The organism is Winogradskyella sp. Asnod2-B02-A, from assembly GCF_045063645.1.
Classification (GTDB): domain Bacteria; phylum Bacteroidota; class Bacteroidia; order Flavobacteriales; family Flavobacteriaceae; genus Winogradskyella.
Genome location: NZ_JBEFOG010000026.1, coordinates 736,134 through 754,054, shown reverse-complemented (window position 1 = coordinate 754,054; position 17,921 = coordinate 736,134). Strand labels below are relative to the sequence as shown.

Sequence of the window (17,921 nt, the reverse complement as noted above, 5' to 3'; positions counted from 1 at the left end):
AATATTAATAAGAATTTAGGGTTATAGACTTTAAATATTATTAATTTTGAAATTGCTAAGACGTAACATTTGGAACGGTTTTAGCATTAAAATAATACATGAAGTATATTACCTACATAGCGTTGTTTTTTTCAGTTGTGCTAAGTGCGCAAGAAGATCCTGTAAAACAAGATTCTACAGTAGTGCATTACATGTATATTGAAGGAGATTCTATACCTGTAACTTCTGTAGAATTAAATGAAGTTTTAGTATTACCCAATTTAAAGTTTGAAGACAGAGCAGCACGTATTCGGTATATTATTTTAAGACGAAAAACCTTAAAAGTGTATCCTTATGCTAAGTTAGCTGCAGAGCGTTTAGAAGCTTTACAAGAGCGATTAGACGAGTTAGAACGTAAGCGAGATAAAAAGCGTTACGCTAAAATTATTCAGAATTATATTGAAGAAGAGTTTTCTGCAGAACTTAAGAAACTCACAAAAACCGAAGGTCAGATTTTAGTGAAATTGATTCATAGACAAACCGGTAAAACCACCTTTGATCTTATTAAAGAATTGCGAAGTGGTTGGCGTGCCTTTTGGTTTAATAGTACAGCGAGTTTATTTGATATTTCGTTAAAGAAAGAGTTTAACCCTATTGATGAAGAAGAAGATTATTTAATTGAAGATATTCTGCAACGTGCTTTTCAGAATGAGCAATTAAAACGACAAGAACCTGCGTTTGATATTGATTTTTACGCTTGTGCTAATAAGTGGTCTAAACCCAAAACACCTTCAAAAACCAAAAATTAAAGATGCGCGTTCAAACCAAACTCGAAGAACAACTAAATGCTTGGACGCATGGCTTTGGTGCACTAATGGGAATCGCAGCTTTAGTTTTGCTTATTGTAAAAGTAGATAGCTTAACACCTTGGAGTTTATTTAGTGTTATTGTTTACGGACTTTCTATTATCATTCTTTTTTTAGCTTCAACATTTTACCATGCGGTAGAAGGGGAGAAGCGTAAACACTATTTCAGAATCGTAGATCATGTTAGTATCTACCTACTAATAGCAGGTACTTACACGCCTGTGTTATTAATACTTCTTGCGGATAGTTTGGGATGGACTTTGTTTTGGACTGTTTGGGGAATTGCCGCTTTTGGTGTTGTTTTAAAACTATTTTTTACAGGACGCTTCGAGATTTTTTCAACCCTTTTGTATTTGGTAATGGGTTGGCTCATTGTATTTGATTTTTCTAATGTCTCTGATGCTCTTGGACCCAACGGTATACTTTGGTTATTTGCAGGTGGCTTGTTTTATACGGTTGGTATTATTTTTTATGCCATTCAAAAAATACCATACAATCATGTCATTTGGCATTTGTTTGTTTTAGGTGGTGCTATATGTCACTTTTTTATGATATATCTTTATGTGCTATAGGAAAACGAATCCTTAATTTAAGGATTCAATTACAACGTCAATTTCGTTATGAACTCTGTTCAATTCCGTATTATAATTGTCTGTTTCATGAATAATTAAGTTTTTGAATAATGTAAAAGCCTCTAATCTTAGCTCTGAATATTTAAGTAGTTTTTTATTCTGATTTACAAGTTCTAATGGTAATCCTTCAATACTATTAGTTCTTTTAATAATCTCGATGTTCTCTTTCCATTTTGGGATGGCGATGTTATCAATCTCATTTAAAAGGGTTTCATTCTCTTCTGTATTTATGTGATCGTAAAACGCTAATGACGCCTCTTCGTTTTTTGTGAATTGCTCCATTTCGGCATCATAAGTATCATATACTTCGTCTGGAATTAAAAATATAGTAGCAAAAATGATTGCTACTAAAATAATTAATGAGATAACACCAATACCTGCAGCTCTCCAGCCAGAATAAAAAGGGTAATTATTTAGATCGTGGTTGTTTAGTATAGTACCATGAATTTTGTCGACTATCAAATAAATAATTCCAGTATATATGGCAGGAATAATCATATTTGGAATTTTACTCATGATGGATTCAGGAATCATATATAACGATCCAAAAACGATTAACGTTGCTATTATCGAAATAATTAATGCTGTTCTTCCTTTTTCGCCTTGATTTAAAGCTTTGTAATTTTCTTTAATTAAATATCCGGCTGCCAAAGGACCACCAATAAAAGTAGCTAGTCCTATTGATTTTTGTGAATAGAATTTTAAGTCTTTAGTCGTGTTATTTTGTTCAATCATTTCTGAGGTTTAAAGCTTTAAAAGTAACTTTTTTAAAATAATATTTTTTTCAAGATTATACTACAGTCTTGAATTGTACCCTGTATATAATACTAATCATTCCCATAAACAAGGTTTATAAAATCTGATTTGTCTAAAGTGCCAAAATAATCCTCAACAGACACATCTTTGAGCTTGTTACTAATTTCATTTTTATCATAAGGCACGCCAACAAGAAGATTCTCTAAATCAGCAACAGGTTGTCTTCCAAAGAAGTCTCCAAAGATTTTAAAGTCTGATATATGTCCTTTCTCAACAAAAATACGAAGGTCAATTTCCCCAATAGGAAAACGTTTATTACGTTGAATATTAAATTTAGGTGAGCGTCCATAATTCCAATCCCATTGGTCATATTTTTCGGCTTTTAATTGGTGTACAGCTTTCCATTCTGCTTCCGATAATGTATGCGTTTCAAATGGTTCGCTAGCTTCATACAGACCGGTGAGTAATTCCTTTTTAAAGTCTGCCATTGGGATAGCTGTCTTTAAAAAATCACTAATATTTGCCACACGACTTCTAACAGATTTATGACCTTTAGACTGTATTTTACTCATTTTAACCTGAAGTGCTTTTGCGACTTCACTCATGTCTGTATCAAACAATAACGTACCATGACTTATCATGCGTTTTCCTGTTGAAAATTGCGCTGTACCAGAGATTTTTTTCTCGTTTACTAAAATATCATTACGTCCTTTTAGTTCAGCAGAAACACCCATATCATTTAAGACTTTAATCACTGGTGCCGTAAATTTTTTAAAGTTGCTGATGCTTTTACCATCGTGATTGGTGATAAAACTAAAGTTTAAGTTCCCTAGGTCGTGATATACAGCTCCACCACCAGAAACTCGCCTTACTACGTGTATGTTATTATCGTCTATATATTCTTGGTTAATTTCTTCTAACGTGTTTTGATTGCGTCCAATAATAATAGAGGGCTCATTAATGTAAAACAACAAATAATCGGTAGAAGCATCAAAATGTCTTAAAGCATACTCTTCTAATGCTAAGTTTAATTTAGGATTGGTATTACCTTCATTATCTATAAAAATCATAAGCTCTGTTTCGTTTAAGAGCTAGCAAAGATAAAGAAATTGTGAATGAAGATTAAGCAAAATAGAATGCAACCTAAAACATAAATAGTAGATTATATATTATTGATTCTGTTCTAAAAAATCTAATATTTTTTTATTCACAGTTTCTGACTGGTCAATGGTTAAAAAATGTCCTGCATTTTGAATCACTTCTCCTTTGCCATTTGGTAACGTATTGGCAATTTCAACGGTTCGTTTTTCATTAATCATATCGTCATCACCAATTAAAACCAAAACAGGCATTTGTAAAGATTTTAATTCGGTTGTGGTAAAAGGTTTCATGCTAGACATAAATTTGTTTACAGAATCTTTTTCTGTTGCTATTTTATATTGCTCTAAATAAATATCACTAATATTAGCAGGATTGCTAGACAAGGTCTCTAAACTTTGCTTCATTTGTTTTTCTTTTGAAGACAGTAACGCTAATATATTTTTAAGTAAATCTGTGCTAGGTGTAATCCATGTAAACGTTTGAGCAGGACTTAATAAGACTAAGCTTTTTGTTTTTTTAGGATTTTTTAAGGCTAGGTGAACAGCCAACCAACCACCTCTAGAAGCACCAATTATATGATAGCTCTCTAATTTTAAAACAAATAAAACTTCGTTATACCATGCCGTAATTTTGTCAACACTTTCAATATCATTGTACAAATATGATTTTCCTGGTTCTAAAACAAAATCAATAGCAAACACACGATGCTTTTTAGTAAGTGCTTCAATATTTGGATACCACATGGTAGAACTGGCATTCATTCCGTGAAGCAAAATTAAAGGCTCTGCATTTTTAGGGCCACTTACAACAACATGGGCAATACCATTGGTGGTTGGAATATATAATTCTTCAAATGGAACATTCCATAACTTTAACGTTTCATCGTATGCTTTAAAATACGCCTTATTTGTGCCAACTGCATTTAGAATATATTCAGGTGTTTCTTTATACTTTTCATAGTCAGAAGAGCAACCAAAAAGTAAAACTGAAAATGTAAGCCATAAAAATAGTCTCATATATCGCGATAAAAATTTATGTAAATGTAACTATAAAGGCCATATATCTATATATGCATGGAAAGGATGTTTTTTGTATGAACTACTAAAGAGGTATAACTAGTATATAATTGTAAACTGAGTTGCCTTTATTATTTCAGTATAATTTAGTTGATATAATTAAATTTTTTACTTCCATCCTGAACTCCGATTTTTACACTATTACCTATAGGTATTTCTCTAGTTAGTCTTTGAATAAATCTTGAGCGTCCACCTTTTAGAGTCTCGTTTTCTAAAACAACTGTATTAAAATATAGAATATATTTTTTCGGTTACTGTGAGTAACTCGCATTTCTATTGAAGGTGAATTGGATAAAAATATTTTGTTACCACCCTTATCTAGAACAATTAGATTAGTTTGTCAATATTATTTGAAGAATATTTTATATTTCCTAAAAACAAAGGATTGTTTATTTCTACATCCTTTATATTGTAGTTAGCAAGTTTGTGATTGAGTTAGTTAGGTGGTTTGGTGACTTCTTTAGTAAATAAAAGACAGGTGTACTATTCCGCAGGAATATTCGCAAGTAGGCTCAATGAATCAATTAATTATACACGGTGTTGTATGTAGTGTTTTTATTCTACATAAGCTACATTTTCTCCAATTTTATACCTTAACCATTTCTTTTCCGAGTTAGGTTTTTGAGTTATTGTTCCTCCATTGAGATGAACTTTATAACCTCCAATTACATATATTTCTTGAGTTTTTTTATTCAGTACGATTTTGTCCGCATTCTCAAATTCAAACACACTGGTTTTCAGATTCGCATTTCCAATAAGAGTAATTGTTTCCTTCTCGAGATTTTGTTTTACCATTTCGTCACAAGAGTAAGTAAATTCATTTTCAGTCTTAACTTCATTTTGAGAATAGCAATTCATTCCAAATGCTAAAATCAGACTTGCAGTAATAAATAATTTCTTCATAAATTTTTTATTTTATTGTTCAAATTGTTTTTTTGAGTTCGTTGCTCACATTACATACAACGGTTTTGTATATGGTTTGTTGCGTGATTGAGGAACTAAGTTAGCAAATAAAAACCGAATAGAAAATCCGCGAGGGTTTTCGTAAGTAGGCTAGAACTAGCAATAAATTATATACGATGTTAGCTACAGTTTTTTCATTTCGTTATTTATTCCGTCAATAAATTTAGTCACATCATCGTTTTGAGACAGAATTAATCTTTCTTTATCTATTCCACGAGCCTTTAGTTCTCCAAATATTATTTTTTTTGCTTCAGCCTTGACTCTGACTCTTACTATCATATTTTTCCAAAAATCTTTTTTGTTCAAAGGTATATCTATGTCCGAGTTGCTTGACGCAAAAAGTCGACCGTGTTGTCTAAACAATCTAAATTGATAAGTTCTTTGGTCAATATCATCGATATAAGTTGGTACATTACAAACAAAAGATGAATCTAATTCATATGGATTGAAATTAGGGTAAAGTGATTTTTCGTAATCAGACGTTTCATTGAGGATAAAGTCGTGAGGTACAAGCAAACCCCAAAACTGACCATCTGAATTTTCGTGCTTATCCGAAGGCTCTGATAGAAAATAAGCAGAACTTAAGCTCGAAGTGGATAAATCAATTAAATTGGTTTTAACTCCTGCGTGTTGAGCTTGAAATAGTAAGTCCCAATCTTTTCCATAAGGTTCTTTACTATGTTTAAATAATTGATTTTCCCCATATTTTTCAGTTACCTTTTTCTTAAAAATTTCAGCTCCATTTTTTTCAATTTCACGAGCCTTACTTAAATCAATTTCTTTTGAGAATGGTGGTCTAAATATTCCAGGGAATATATCCCAGCCATAATTTTGTTCTCCTCTGTAATGTGGCATTACCGGAAAACCCTTTGCAATTAATTCCACATTTATTTTTATTAATTCATCGTGGAAGGTTTGAAAGTCAGCTAAATTATTTAATTCAGAACTTTCTAATGGTTTGAGATATTTCTTGTTTATATATTCCGAAATTTGATAATAGTTCATTGGTTGTGTATTATACTGATATAGGTTGACCTTTTTTTGTTAATATTATCACGTTCAAAAGATTTTTTTTAGCCGTTTAGAAGGCAAAAAAATAGTTTGAACTAGGTCTGTTCTTAAATCGTAAGCTCAGGTANGGATTAACAAACAAAGATTGAGTACTTAAAAGGCTCAAAAAAATGCCGAAAAATTGTTTTGGGACATCAAGAAACGTTTGTAGAGATGTCAACGACCTTTGTGCGTTTAGTTCTCCAAGAAAAAGATTTTCGAGCTAAAAGTTAACAGATTATAAACTAAAATTTGAGATTGCCTTTCAAATTGCAAAAATTGACCAAAAGTCGCTTGGCACGTATTGTTGCTAACGTGTTTGTGTATGATTAGTGGCGTGTTTCAGCTATTAATTTAGCAAATACAAACCGAATAGAAAATCCGCGAGGATTTTCGTAAGTAGGCGAGAACCAGCCATTAATTATAAACGTTGTTGTATGCTGTTGTTTCTATCCAAGAATTTGAATTATTTCTGCCAGTAATTTATCTAACTCAACCTTGAAATCAATTTGGGCTTTATTTGGGTGAACCTCTTTATTACGAATTATTTGGTGTATGTGATGGTCTGCAATGCTACGTAATATATCATTTAACTTATTGAAGATTGTTTTTATGCTTTTCCCACCATGTTGAGCTGCAACTTGATTAAACTTTTCATGTCCAAATATTGGTGGTACATGGTCAATTATAGCTCTTCCTAAAAGTGCTACGCTATAGTAGTTTTGAGCGCTATAATTTGAATTAATTTCCTCACATAATTTGATTAATTTGGATAAATCAAACTTATCGGATTTAATTGATTTCAGCTCTGTTATTCTTGAAATATCAATAAATTCATCTCCATTATTCAAAGGTGAATTGTCTTTTTTAACAATATCATTTGATTCAAGTTGCTCATCATCTTCATCAAGTTCTAATTCATCAACATAAGATTGCAACATTTTTTTCCATACTATTTTGACCTCCTCGACATTATAGCCACTGAACATATATTTTGGTCTTGACATAACTGATTTCAGTTGATGAATTCGAGTATTTGAATCAGAAAATATTTTATTCAGGAAATTATTTGCTTTAGCGAGCCAATCATGTGCATCAAAGTGACCTTCATCAATGTCGCTTATTAGCGTATTAATGATATTAATTTTCTTGTCTTTATTCATATGTGGTTTTTAATTGCATACAACGTGATTGTGTATGATTAGTTGCGTGATTTAAGGAACTAAGTTAGCAAATAAATCACAGATAGAATATTCCGCAGGAATGTTCGTAAGTAGGCTTAAAACAAGCAATTAATTATACACGGTGTTGGCAACAGTTTTTATTCTTTCCGTGTTAATTCTTTATTAATCATTCTCTTTTCGGCAAAACGTTCGCCTTTCCAAAAGAAACGTTTTCCAATTTTTCTCAAATGCTTTCTCCATTCAGAGTCCGTTGTTAATTGACCTTTTCTTTTATTAGACATTTTAATTCTCCTTTTTTATCTCGTTTGGGTCAAATCCGTACATAAATTTATTTAAATGTCCATTCGAACTTTCCAATTCCACAATATCCATTAATTCCTCAATATATGTGCAAACTCTTTCTCGGTCTTCAGTATCTAATTCTAGATAAATTTTCGCAAACCTAGAAAGTCCAATTTCGATTTTTTCTTGATATTTTTTATCAGTTGGTTTTTCCGATTCCGCAACAGTTTTAAAATCATTTCCGATTTGATTTATTTTTTTCGTAAAAACTGGTCGCATTTTTTCGTCCGCAATTCCAGGATAAAAATTTTCTTCTACGAATTTTGTCTTTGCGAGAAACTCTATAAACTTTTCATTCGCATTTTCAGGTGTTTTCATTTCGGTTACATTTTGTCCGCAAGCAGATAAAGTTAAAAACAGAACTAATATTTTGATGTATTTCGTCATTTCTCAAATTGTTGCCAACTGGTTATATCAAAACAAAAATAGTCGATAATCCCCTGAAATTTCGGGATAACAACAGTTTTTTGTTGCTATTAACTTTATTCTGAGACGGGAAACCCACGATCCTTCATTAAAGCTTCAATCTTAGCATCGCGTCCTCTAAATTTTCTGTATGCCTCAGCAGGATCCATTGCATTACGTGGCGCAAATAAATATTTCACTAATTTATCGGCAACTTCTTTGTCATAAAAACCGCCTTGGGCTTCTCTAAAGGCTTCAGATGCATCACTTGTTAATACATCTGCCCACATATAACCATAATAAGCTGTTGCATAACCTTCTCCAGAAAATACATGTCCAAATTGAGGCGTTCTGTGACGCATTGGTAATTCTTTTGGCATGCCTAATTCGTCAAGCGTTTCACGCTCAAATTTATCAATATCAATATCTGTTGGGTCTGCTAAGTGCAATTTCATGTCTATTAAAGCAGAGGCCAAATATTCTGTGGTTCCAAAACCTTGATTAAATGTAGAGGCCTTCTTTATTTTTTCAACTAAACTAGCTGGAATAGGCTCGCCCGTTTTATAATGTACTAAAAATTGGTTAATCACTTTATCTGTAGATAACCAACGTTCTAATAGTTGCGATTGAAATTCTGTATAATCTCTAACCCCTCCATTTAAAGTTGGATATTTTACATCTGCTGAAAAGAAGTGAAGTGCATGGCCAAACTCATGAAAAAACGTAGTGGCATCATCCCAAGAAATCAAAACAGCTTCTCCTGGAGCTGGTTTTACAAAGTTAGAGTTGTTAGAGGCTAAAACATTAGTTTTACCTTCAAAGGAATCTGAACTTCTATAAGTGGTTGCCCAAGCACCAGAACGCTTGCCTTGACGTGCATAAGGATCTAAATACCATAAACCAATATTTTTACCAGAATTTTTATCTGTGACTTCCCAAACTTTTACATCCTCATGAAATACTGGCACTGAGCCTTCTGCAACTGGTGTGAATTTATAATTAAACAATTCGCCAGCTGTAAAAAACATCGCTTCCGTTAGTTTATCTAATTGTAAATATTGTTTAACTTCATCACTATCTAAATCGTATTTTTTCTTACGAACTTTCTCAGCATAATATCTATAATCCCAAGGTTCAATGGTTATTTTGTCTCCAAGATCATTAGCAACCGTTTGCATATCGGCAACTTCTTCTTTTACTCTTGCAGTTGCAGCTGGCCAAACTGCCATCATTAAATCCATGGCATTTTCTGGTGTTTTTGCCATACGATCTTGCAATCTCCATTCGGCAAAATTCTTATAACCCATTAAACCAACACGTTCTTTACGTAACCTTAAAATTTCGGCTATAATTTCGTTGTTATCAAAGTTGTCCCCATTGTCTCCTCTAGAGTAGTAATTGGTCCAAACTTGTTTTCGTAATTCACGTTCGGTAGAGTAGGTAAGAAACGGATCTATTGATGAGCGTGTGTTGGTAATGGCATATTTTCCGTCTTCACCTTTATCTGTTGCTATTTTTGCTGCCGATTTTATAAAACCATCTGCCAAACCACCCAATTGGTCTTCGTTTAAATAGGTAATATAGTTTTCTTCATCGTGCAAAACATTATTTGCAAAATCGGTGTATAAGGTAGAAAGTTCTTTATTGATTTCGGCATAACGTTTTTTCTTTTCGGCATCTAGATTGGCACCATTCATTTCAAATTGCTTGTAGGTTAAATCTACCACACGTTGCGCTTGAGGTTCTAATGATGTCTTTTGAGAGGCATCGTAAACCGTTTTAATACGCTGAAATAATTTCTCATTTTGAGAAATTTGAGATCTAAAATCTGAAAGTTTTGGTGCTAACTCAGATTGTATGGCTCTAAACTCTGGAGTTGAGACATTGCTTCCCATTATGCCATAATAAGCAAATACACGCTTTAATGGTTTACCTGCACTTTCCATGGCAACAATGGTGTTTTCAAAAGTCGCTACTTCAGGATTATTTGCTATAGCTTCAATCTCTTCAAGGTTGAGCTTCATCGCTTCTTCTAAGGCAGATTTTATGTCATCTACAGACATTTTATCAAAAGCAGGTACACCTTCGTAAGGTCCTGTCCATTTTTGGATTAATACGTTATCACTCATTGCTGTTTGGGGTGTTTGTTTGGCTTCTTCTTTGCAGCTTGTTAGTAAAATAAGGCTACATATAAAAGTGGCTTTAATAGATTTAGATATCATGGATGTGAGTTTTTCGTATTTAAAATTGTTTGAATTGTATAAAGGAAACAAGATACTTAAAATAGACCTCAAGTTTCTTAAATAATTTATAATTCTTCAACATTGGTTGTTATGGATAGCATAATAAGGTAAATAGTTTTGATACTAATTTTATAGTCTGAAAATGCAGTAATAATTATGTGTTTTTATTTTAGATTTATAATCAATCTATTAACTCTACCTTTCTTATATACACATTTTGCAAAGGCCAATCTCCATCATCCGTTTTTACAGAATTAATTTTATCTACCACATCCATTCCTAATGTTACTTCACCGAAAACGGTATAATCTCCATCTAAATATTGTGCACCACCTTCTCGTTGAATAATAAAAAATTGAAAAGGAGAAGCTAGCTTATAAGCACTTTCAATTTCGCTACTTGGCATAGAAACAGCTCCACGTTTGTGGGTGTAACCTCTTTTGGTATCTGGTGGTAATAAGTACTTACCAATTTTTTGTCGCTTTTTAGCTAAGTTATAATCATCACTACTGCCTCCTTGAATCACAAAATCTTTTACAACTCTGTAAAACTGTGTGCCTTCAAAATAATTGCGCTTAGTAAGGTAAACAAAATTAGCTCTATGGAATTTTGTTTTATCATACAACTGAATTTCTATAATGCCAAAATCCGTTGTAATCCTTGCTTTATTTTCCTTGTTTTCTTTTTCGTACTCTAAAAAGAATTCCATAGCATTGTTATCCGTAAGTCTTGGATATTCTGGTTTTAAAGTTTTTTTAGGCTTGTTTTCAGGTTTAGAAATAGTAGAATCTTTTACTATAGTAGTATCAGTTTTTTTTGAAGTTTTCTTATCTTCACAATTCAGAAGTAGTAATCCTATTCCTATAACTATTGGAAACAATAATTGAAATCTCATAAATGCTATTTAGTACGTTTTTAGAATCAGTAGTAAAAATAAAACATCTTGAGCTTTCAGGCGAACACTCTCATGCTAAAATGTCTCCTCCATATCGGTTAGACTTGGCTGAAAAGATGAAAGCAAAGTCTAAATCTGCGAGACAAGCTGGTGTTATGGCTTTGTTTTATCCAAATACTAAACATGAAACCACTTTGGTTCTTATTCTTCGTAATACATATAAAGGAGTACATTCTGCTCAAGTTGGCTTTCCTGGAGGGAAATATGAAGATGATGACAATAACGACATAATGCAAACGGCTATAAGGGAAACCGAAGAAGAAATAGGTATTTTAAAAGAAGATTTTGAAGTTTTGAAAAGAATGTCGCCTATTTATATACCGCCAAGTAATTTTATGGTGCATCCTTTTGTAGGTATTTCACAAAAAAGTTTAATTTTTTCAAAACAAGATGAAGAAGTAGACGCTATCATAGAAGTAAAGTTAAATGATTTTTTATGCGACACCAATGTGTTAACTGCAAGAGTGCCAACCTCTTTTAATGTTGAAGTAGATGTACCAGCTTTTAAATTAAACGGTCATATTGTTTGGGGAGCAACAGCTATGATGCTTGGCGAAATAAAAGACTTGTTAAAACAGGTTTTATAATTTAACATATTGGTTACATTTGTAATTGATAAAAATTGAAAATTTACTATGGGATTATTTAAACGAAATCCTTTTGGACATATACTTTGGGTTAAAAAATGGCTCATTAGAATACTTGGTGTTGCTACACATAGACGCTTTAGAGGTTTTAATGATTTACAGATTGAAGGTTCAGATATTATAAAAAACCTACCAGATACCAACGTATTGTTTATCTCTAATCATCAAACTTATTTTGCAGATGTTATTGCCATGTTTCACGTATTTAATGCGAGTTTAAGTGGACGATTAGATAATATAAAAAATGTGGGTTATTTATGGAATCCTAAATTAAACATGTATTATGTTGCAGCAAAGGAAACCATGAAATCTGGTTTATTGCCAAAAATATTTGCTTATACAGGTTCAATTAGTATTGAACGTACTTGGCGTTCTGAAGGAAAAGATATTAATCGCCAAGTTAAGATGAGTGATATCACAATGATAAAAACAGCTTTAGATGATGGTTGGGTAGTAACATTTCCGCAAGGGACCACCACACCTTTTAAGCCCATTAGAAAAGGAACGGCTCATATTATAAAAAAGTACCAACCAATAGTAGTACCAATTGTTATTGATGGTTTTAGACGTTCGTTTGATAAAAAAGGACTTCGTATTAAAAAGAAAAATATTTTTCAATCTTTTGAAATTAAAGAACCTTTAGATATTGATTACGAGAATGAGTCTATTGCAGATATTGTTGAAAAGATAGAGTATGCTATTGAGCAACACCCTTCATTCTTAAAAGTGATTCCGCAAGATGTACTTGAAGAAAATGAACGTTTAAATAGAGAATTACGTGATATGTAATTTTCAATATTAGTTTTAAGTAATAAGCCAGCAATTATATTGCTGGCTTATTGTTTTGTATTATACTTCTAATTTCTTTAGTTCATTATAATTAGCGTTAAGACGTTTAATTAATATGCCATAAATTAATTTATAGAATAACCAGATTAAGGTTAAAAAAACGGCTGTGACTAAGGTTGTAATTAAAAGAATCATCGCTAATTGTGTTGATGAGGCAGTACTTAATTTTTCTGAAATTTCAGGATGCTCATTAATACTAAAGTAAAGCGAAATAGGAATGCTAATTAATGCAATTAATAAATTGTAAAGCACATAATATTTAATGATTTTTCTTGTTTTTAGAATACTTTCCATTAATTTTTTTGCATTATCCGTAACTGAAATGGATTTGTGCGCATTCCATAGTAGATAAATAAATAAAACAATAACTGCATAGCTTAGAATATTAAATCCTATATATATCCAACTATGACTCATTTCTTCTAAATGTGCTTTCATTTTGTCTGAAAGTACAAACGGTAGAAAATTGATACATATCCAAAAGACCAACTCTGCCAAACTAATGTAAAATAGTGTTTTAACAATAGTTGACGATTTTTTATGGCTCATCTTATAAATATCGCTATCCGAAAATGATTTATATTGGTCATTGGACTTATTCCAATCTTTCTTTAATAATTCTAATTCATCCATAATTTTACGGATTTAGTATGGTTTTTAATTTCTTTTTAACACGGTTCATTTTAACACGTGCATTAACTTCAGTGATGCCTAAAGTTTTACTAATTTCTCTGTAATCTTTGTCTTCTAAATACAAGAAAACTAACGCTTTTTCAATATCATTTAATTGATGTACGGCTTGGTATAAAAGCTTTAGCTGTTGCTCTTCCGTATCGTCATATTCTTCCGATTTAATTTTAAACTCAACCGAGTCAAATGCCTGCGTATCTATGCGTCTTTTCGATTTTCTGTATAACGTAATTGCAGTATTCAAACCTACCCTGTACATCCAAGTGCTAAATTTAGCATCACCTCTAAATTTCGGAAAAGCTTTCCATAATTGTATGGTGATTTCTTGAAACAGATCGTTATGTGCATCAACATTATTAGTGTATAAGCGACATACCTTATGCACAATATTTTGATGCTTTTGCAACTGTTCTACAAAACTATGTTCTAGTTCTTTGTTCAACTGATAAAATTGGTTAGTTACTTAATTAGTAGTAAGAGTTTCACTTTTGTTACAAATTTATTCAACTATTGTTTTAATGCATCGTTTTTACTGCTATAATTCGTATTTTTACACCTATATTTTCAAGTAGTATTTTATGAATATCCCACAATCTAACTTACCAAGAGTTGTCATTATAGGTGGTGGCTTTGCAGGTGTTAATATGGTCAAAGCTTTCGCTAATAGAAATGTTCAGGTGGTCTTAATTGACAAACGTAATTACCACACGTTTCAGCCTTTACTATATCAAGTATCTAGTGCTGGATTAGAACCAGATTCTATTGCTTACCCATTAAGAAAGATTATAAAAAAGCACAAGACGTCTTTTTTTCGTTTAGCACAAGTAGAGCAAATCCTACCAGAAAATAAGGAGATCATTACCTCAATTGGGCATTTATCTTACGATTATTTAATTATTGCTACCGGAACAAAAACAAACTACTTTGGTAATAAGGCTATTCAATCTAATAGTATGCCAATGAAAACAGTGCCACAAGCACTAGATATAAGAAGTCTTATTTTACAGAATTTTGAAAAGGCAGCCATTGCAGATACAGAAGAAGAGCGAGAAGCTTATCTTAATTTTGTTATCGTTGGAGCGGGACCAACAGGTGTGGAATTATCAGGTGCCATTGCAGAATTAAAAAACAATATTTTACCAAGAGATTATCGCGATTTAAATCCAAATGATATGCATATTCACTTATTAGAAGGTGCAGATCGAGTACTGCCACCTATGAGTGAGCATGCCTCAAAAAAAGCAGCGAACTTTTTAGAGAAATTAGGTGTAAAAGTGCATTGTAACACTTTTGTTAAGCATTATGATGGTACAACGGTAACCACTAATTCTGAATTAAAATTAGAATCTGAAACCCTAATTTGGGCAGCAGGTGTTACAGGTGCTCCAATTCAAGGTTTAAAAGCAGAAGCCTTAATACAAGGAGCCAACCGTTATAAGGTCAATGAGTTTAATCAAATAGAAGGACATACTAATATTTTTGCGGTTGGAGACATTGCGCTAATGGCATCAGAAGACTATCCAAAAGGACATCCACAAGTCGCTCAGCCTGCTATACAGCAAGGTAAATTATTAGGGAAGAATTTGTTAAGATTAATAGATAATAAACCCATGAAACCTTTTACATATAGAGATAAAGGGTCTATGGCAACAATAGGGAGAAATAAAGCCGTTGTAGATTTAAAACATTATAAGTTTGGTGGCTTTTTTGCATGGTTTATTTGGATGTTTGTGCACTTAATGTCTTTAGTTGGCTTTAGGAATCGTGTGATTGTGTTGTTCAATTGGACATACAATTATATTAATTTTGATAAAGCAGCACGTCTTATTATTAGACCTTTTAAGAAGTAACTGCGACATTTTCTGTTACCGGAATAATGATTGGTTCATTTATATAGGTGTTTTTATATTCAAAAAAATCAATTCGTCATTAAAATTAAACAGTTCAGGTAAATTGAATTTTTGTTGGCTTAAAAATGTTAGAAGTTTGTCTCATCAAAAAACGAACTTTTATTCATCAACCAAACCATGAAAAATCTCATTACAATTGTTATTATTTTAATTACTACCATTTCCTATACACAAAACAACGTTTCAGGTAAAGTAGTAGACCACAAAAATCAACCTATATTTGGTGCCAATGTATATTTAGATGGCACTTATGATGGTGCAACCACTAACGACGAAGGTAAATTCAATTTCACTACTGAAGAAAAAGGGACACAAACATTAGTTATTTCTTTTCTATCCTTTGAAACAAAAACCATCATTGACGATGTTTCAAAAATGAACAACCTTCTTATTAAATTAAGAGAAAATGTAGAATCATTAGATGCTGTAGTTATCAGTGCCGGAACTTTTGAAGCTAGTGATAATAGTAAAGTATCTGTTTTAAAACCCTTAGACGTTGTTACTACAGCGAGTGCTTTAGGCGATTTTGTTGGTGCACTACAAACCTTACCAGGAACTTCTAATGTTGCAGAAGATGGTCGTTTATTTGTTAGAGGAGGAAGCGCAGATGAAACCCAAATATTTATTGATGGTATAAGAGTGTTTACGCCATACACACCAACAGCTAACAATATGCCAACTCGTGGACGTTATTCTCCATTTTTATTTGATGGTATAACGTTTTCAACAGGAGGTTATTCTTCAGAATTTGGTCAAGCCTTATCGAGTGTATTACTTTTAAATACTATAGATGAACCAGATCAAGAAAAAACGGATATCGGTATAATGACGGTAGGTGCTGCGCTTGGAAATACTCAGAAATGGGAGAAATCTTCATTAAGTTTTAATGTATCATATATTAATTTGACTCCTTATTTAGAAGTTTTTGAAGATAGAAACGACTGGGAGAAACCATACCAAGGAGCACAAGGCGAAACTGTTTTTAGACAAAAACTAAATAATGGTATGTTGAAATTCTACGCTGCATTTGATACTTCTAAATTTGAATTAACTCAAGAAGATATCAACCTAGAAGATGGCTTAGATTATAAATTAAATAACAATAACTTTTATTTAAACACATCTTATAAAGGTAGTTTAGGTAATGGATGGAGTACACAAACAGGATTGAGTTATACGTTTGCAGATACGGATTTAGGCATACAAACTAGTGCTATTAATGATATTGAAAATTCAGCACATGTGAAGTTAAAATTAAGAAAACGTTTTAATAGCAGGTTTAAACTGAGTTTTGGAGCAGAACAATTTATCACTGATTTTAAAGAAAATTATAAAGATGAAACCATTGACGAAACCTATGGCTACACAAATAATATTACGGCAGCATTTGCTGAAGCAGATTTAATTTTTTCTAAAAAACTAGCTTTAAAAGTAGGAGTAAGAGCAGACTACAGTTCTATTTTTAGTACAACAGATATTGCTCCAAGAGCAGCAATAGCATACAAGAGTTCTAAGAATGGGCAATTTTCATTGGCTTATGGTAACTTTTTTCAAAATCCTAATAGCTCAGTTTTAAAGTTTAATCAAGATGTAAAAGCAGAACAAACTTCTCACTATATATTAAATTATCAGCATGTAAATAATGGTAAAATTTTTAGAGCAGAGGTCTATAGAAAGGATTACGATAACTTGGTGAAATTTGATTCACAGTTTGAAAGTTTTGATAGCGATTTTAATTCTTCAGGTGATGGTTATGCACAAGGTTTCGATATGTTTTGGAGAGATAATACAAGTATTAAAAATGTAGATTATTGGTTAAGCTATTCGTATTTGGATACGGAACGTGATTACAGAAATTTTGAAGCATCAGCACAACCAAGTTATGCAACTAACCATAATATATCTATAGTTGGTAAATATTGGATAGATCGTTGGAAAAGTCAATTAGGCGTATCGTATGGTTTTTCATCAGGCCGTCCATATACAGATCCAAATACAGATAAGTTTTTAAGTGAGCGTACTAAATCTTTTAACAGTTTAAGTGTTAATTGGGCTTATTTACTTAGTCCACAAAAAATACTTTATTTTTCTGTGAATAATGTTTTGGGGCTTAAAAACGTAAATGGTTATCAATATGCAGATACTCCAGATTTTAATGGTCAATTTAATAGACGTGCATTAACACCAGCAGCAGATCAGTTCTTTTTTGTAGGTTTCTTTTGGACAATTAGTGAAGATGGTAATGATAATCAGTTAGATAACTTATAGGTGTT

At 32.1% G+C, this 17,921-nt stretch carries 18 protein-coding genes; 6 read left to right on the top strand and 12 right to left on the bottom strand.

Annotation, left to right across the window (positions count from 1 at the left end):
• Positions 1–98: 98 nt before the first annotated feature.
• Both ACJJVO_RS06790 and ACJJVO_RS06785 read left to right on the top strand, forming a co-directional pair.
• The gene (locus ACJJVO_RS06790) at positions 99–788 is read left to right on the top strand and encodes a DUF4294 domain-containing protein (RefSeq protein WP_405572060.1); all 690 of its coding nucleotides are present in this window, start codon (positions 99–101) and stop codon (positions 786–788) included.
• 2 nt (positions 789–790) lie between these two features.
• Entirely contained in the window at positions 791–1,417 is a 627-nt protein-coding gene (locus tag ACJJVO_RS06785) for a hemolysin III family protein (RefSeq protein WP_405572057.1), read from the top strand.
• A 12-nt stretch (positions 1,418–1,429) separates the two neighbouring features.
• Here the strand turns inward: ACJJVO_RS06785 and ACJJVO_RS06780 are convergent, their stop codons facing one another.
• The 10 genes from ACJJVO_RS06780 to ACJJVO_RS06735 form a co-directional block, all read right to left on the bottom strand.
• Positions 1,430–2,212 (bottom strand): hypothetical protein, encoded by a 783-nt coding sequence (locus ACJJVO_RS06780; protein WP_405572055.1) that lies wholly within the window; start codon positions 2,210–2,212, stop codon positions 1,430–1,432.
• A 92-nt stretch (positions 2,213–2,304) separates the two neighbouring features.
• On the bottom strand, positions 2,305–3,303 hold the full coding sequence (locus ACJJVO_RS06775) for a lipoate--protein ligase (RefSeq protein ID WP_405572052.1): 999 nt from the start codon (positions 3,301–3,303) through the stop codon (positions 2,305–2,307).
• A gap of 99 nt (positions 3,304–3,402) precedes the next feature.
• On the bottom strand, positions 3,403–4,350 hold the full coding sequence (locus ACJJVO_RS06770) for an alpha/beta fold hydrolase (protein ID WP_405572050.1): 948 nt from the start codon (positions 4,348–4,350) through the stop codon (positions 3,403–3,405).
• A gap of 615 nt (positions 4,351–4,965) precedes the next feature.
• Positions 4,966–5,313 carry a hypothetical protein gene (locus ACJJVO_RS06765; RefSeq protein ID WP_405572047.1) on the bottom strand — a complete coding sequence of 116 codons (348 nt, stop codon included), beginning with the start codon at positions 5,311–5,313 and terminating at the stop codon, positions 4,966–4,968.
• A 183-nt stretch (positions 5,314–5,496) separates the two neighbouring features.
• Positions 5,497–6,378 (bottom strand): FRG domain-containing protein, encoded by an 882-nt coding sequence (locus ACJJVO_RS06760; protein WP_405572045.1) that lies wholly within the window; start codon positions 6,376–6,378, stop codon positions 5,497–5,499.
• A 494-nt stretch (positions 6,379–6,872) separates the two neighbouring features.
• On the bottom strand, positions 6,873–7,586 hold the full coding sequence (locus tag ACJJVO_RS06755; protein WP_405572042.1) for a hypothetical protein: 714 nt from the start codon (positions 7,584–7,586) through the stop codon (positions 6,873–6,875).
• Between the two features lie 158 nt (positions 7,587–7,744).
• Positions 7,745–7,888: a hypothetical protein gene (locus ACJJVO_RS06750; protein WP_405572040.1), complete on the bottom strand. Its 144-nt coding sequence runs from the start codon at positions 7,886–7,888 to the stop codon at positions 7,745–7,747.
• 1 nt (position 7,889) lies between these two features.
• Positions 7,890–8,267 carry a DUF4844 domain-containing protein gene (locus ACJJVO_RS06745; protein WP_405572038.1) on the bottom strand — a complete coding sequence of 126 codons (378 nt, stop codon included), beginning with the start codon at positions 8,265–8,267 and terminating at the stop codon, positions 7,890–7,892.
• Positions 8,268–8,431: 164 nt separating this feature from the next.
• Positions 8,432–10,576 carry a M3 family metallopeptidase gene (locus ACJJVO_RS06740; RefSeq protein ID WP_405572035.1) on the bottom strand — a complete coding sequence of 715 codons (2,145 nt, stop codon included), beginning with the start codon at positions 10,574–10,576 and terminating at the stop codon, positions 8,432–8,434.
• Between the two features lie 202 nt (positions 10,577–10,778).
• Complete coding sequence (locus tag ACJJVO_RS06735; RefSeq protein WP_405572033.1) at positions 10,779–11,492, bottom strand: peptidylprolyl isomerase; 714 nt, start codon at positions 11,490–11,492, stop codon at positions 10,779–10,781.
• A gap of 2 nt (positions 11,493–11,494) precedes the next feature.
• On the opposite strand from ACJJVO_RS06735, the gene ACJJVO_RS06730 reads away from it, so the two are divergent.
• Both ACJJVO_RS06730 and ACJJVO_RS06725 read left to right on the top strand, forming a co-directional pair.
• On the top strand, positions 11,495–12,139 hold the full coding sequence (locus ACJJVO_RS06730; RefSeq protein ID WP_405572030.1) for an NUDIX hydrolase: 645 nt from the start codon (positions 11,495–11,497) through the stop codon (positions 12,137–12,139).
• Positions 12,140–12,187: 48 nt separating this feature from the next.
• Positions 12,188–12,988: a lysophospholipid acyltransferase family protein gene (locus ACJJVO_RS06725; protein WP_405572028.1), complete on the top strand. Its 801-nt coding sequence runs from the start codon at positions 12,188–12,190 to the stop codon at positions 12,986–12,988.
• Positions 12,989–13,048: 60 nt separating this feature from the next.
• Here the strand turns inward: ACJJVO_RS06725 and ACJJVO_RS06720 are convergent, their stop codons facing one another.
• Together ACJJVO_RS06720 and ACJJVO_RS06715 are read right to left on the bottom strand one after the other, a co-directional pair.
• Positions 13,049–13,681 carry a hypothetical protein gene (locus ACJJVO_RS06720; RefSeq protein WP_405572026.1) on the bottom strand — a complete coding sequence of 211 codons (633 nt, stop codon included), beginning with the start codon at positions 13,679–13,681 and terminating at the stop codon, positions 13,049–13,051.
• A gap of 4 nt (positions 13,682–13,685) precedes the next feature.
• The gene (locus tag ACJJVO_RS06715; RefSeq protein WP_405572023.1) at positions 13,686–14,180 is read right to left on the bottom strand and encodes an RNA polymerase sigma factor; all 495 of its coding nucleotides are present in this window, start codon (positions 14,178–14,180) and stop codon (positions 13,686–13,688) included.
• Positions 14,181–14,316: 136 nt separating this feature from the next.
• On the opposite strand from ACJJVO_RS06715, the gene ACJJVO_RS06710 reads away from it, so the two are divergent.
• Together ACJJVO_RS06710 and ACJJVO_RS06705 are read left to right on the top strand one after the other, a co-directional pair.
• Positions 14,317–15,588, top strand: coding sequence for an NAD(P)/FAD-dependent oxidoreductase (locus ACJJVO_RS06710; RefSeq protein WP_405572022.1), 1,272 nt, complete (start codon positions 14,317–14,319; stop codon positions 15,586–15,588).
• 177 nt (positions 15,589–15,765) lie between these two features.
• A complete protein-coding gene (locus ACJJVO_RS06705; protein WP_405572020.1) occupies positions 15,766–17,916 on the top strand; it encodes a TonB-dependent receptor in 2,151 nt (716 codons plus the stop codon).
• Positions 17,917–17,921: the final 5 nt, after the last annotated feature.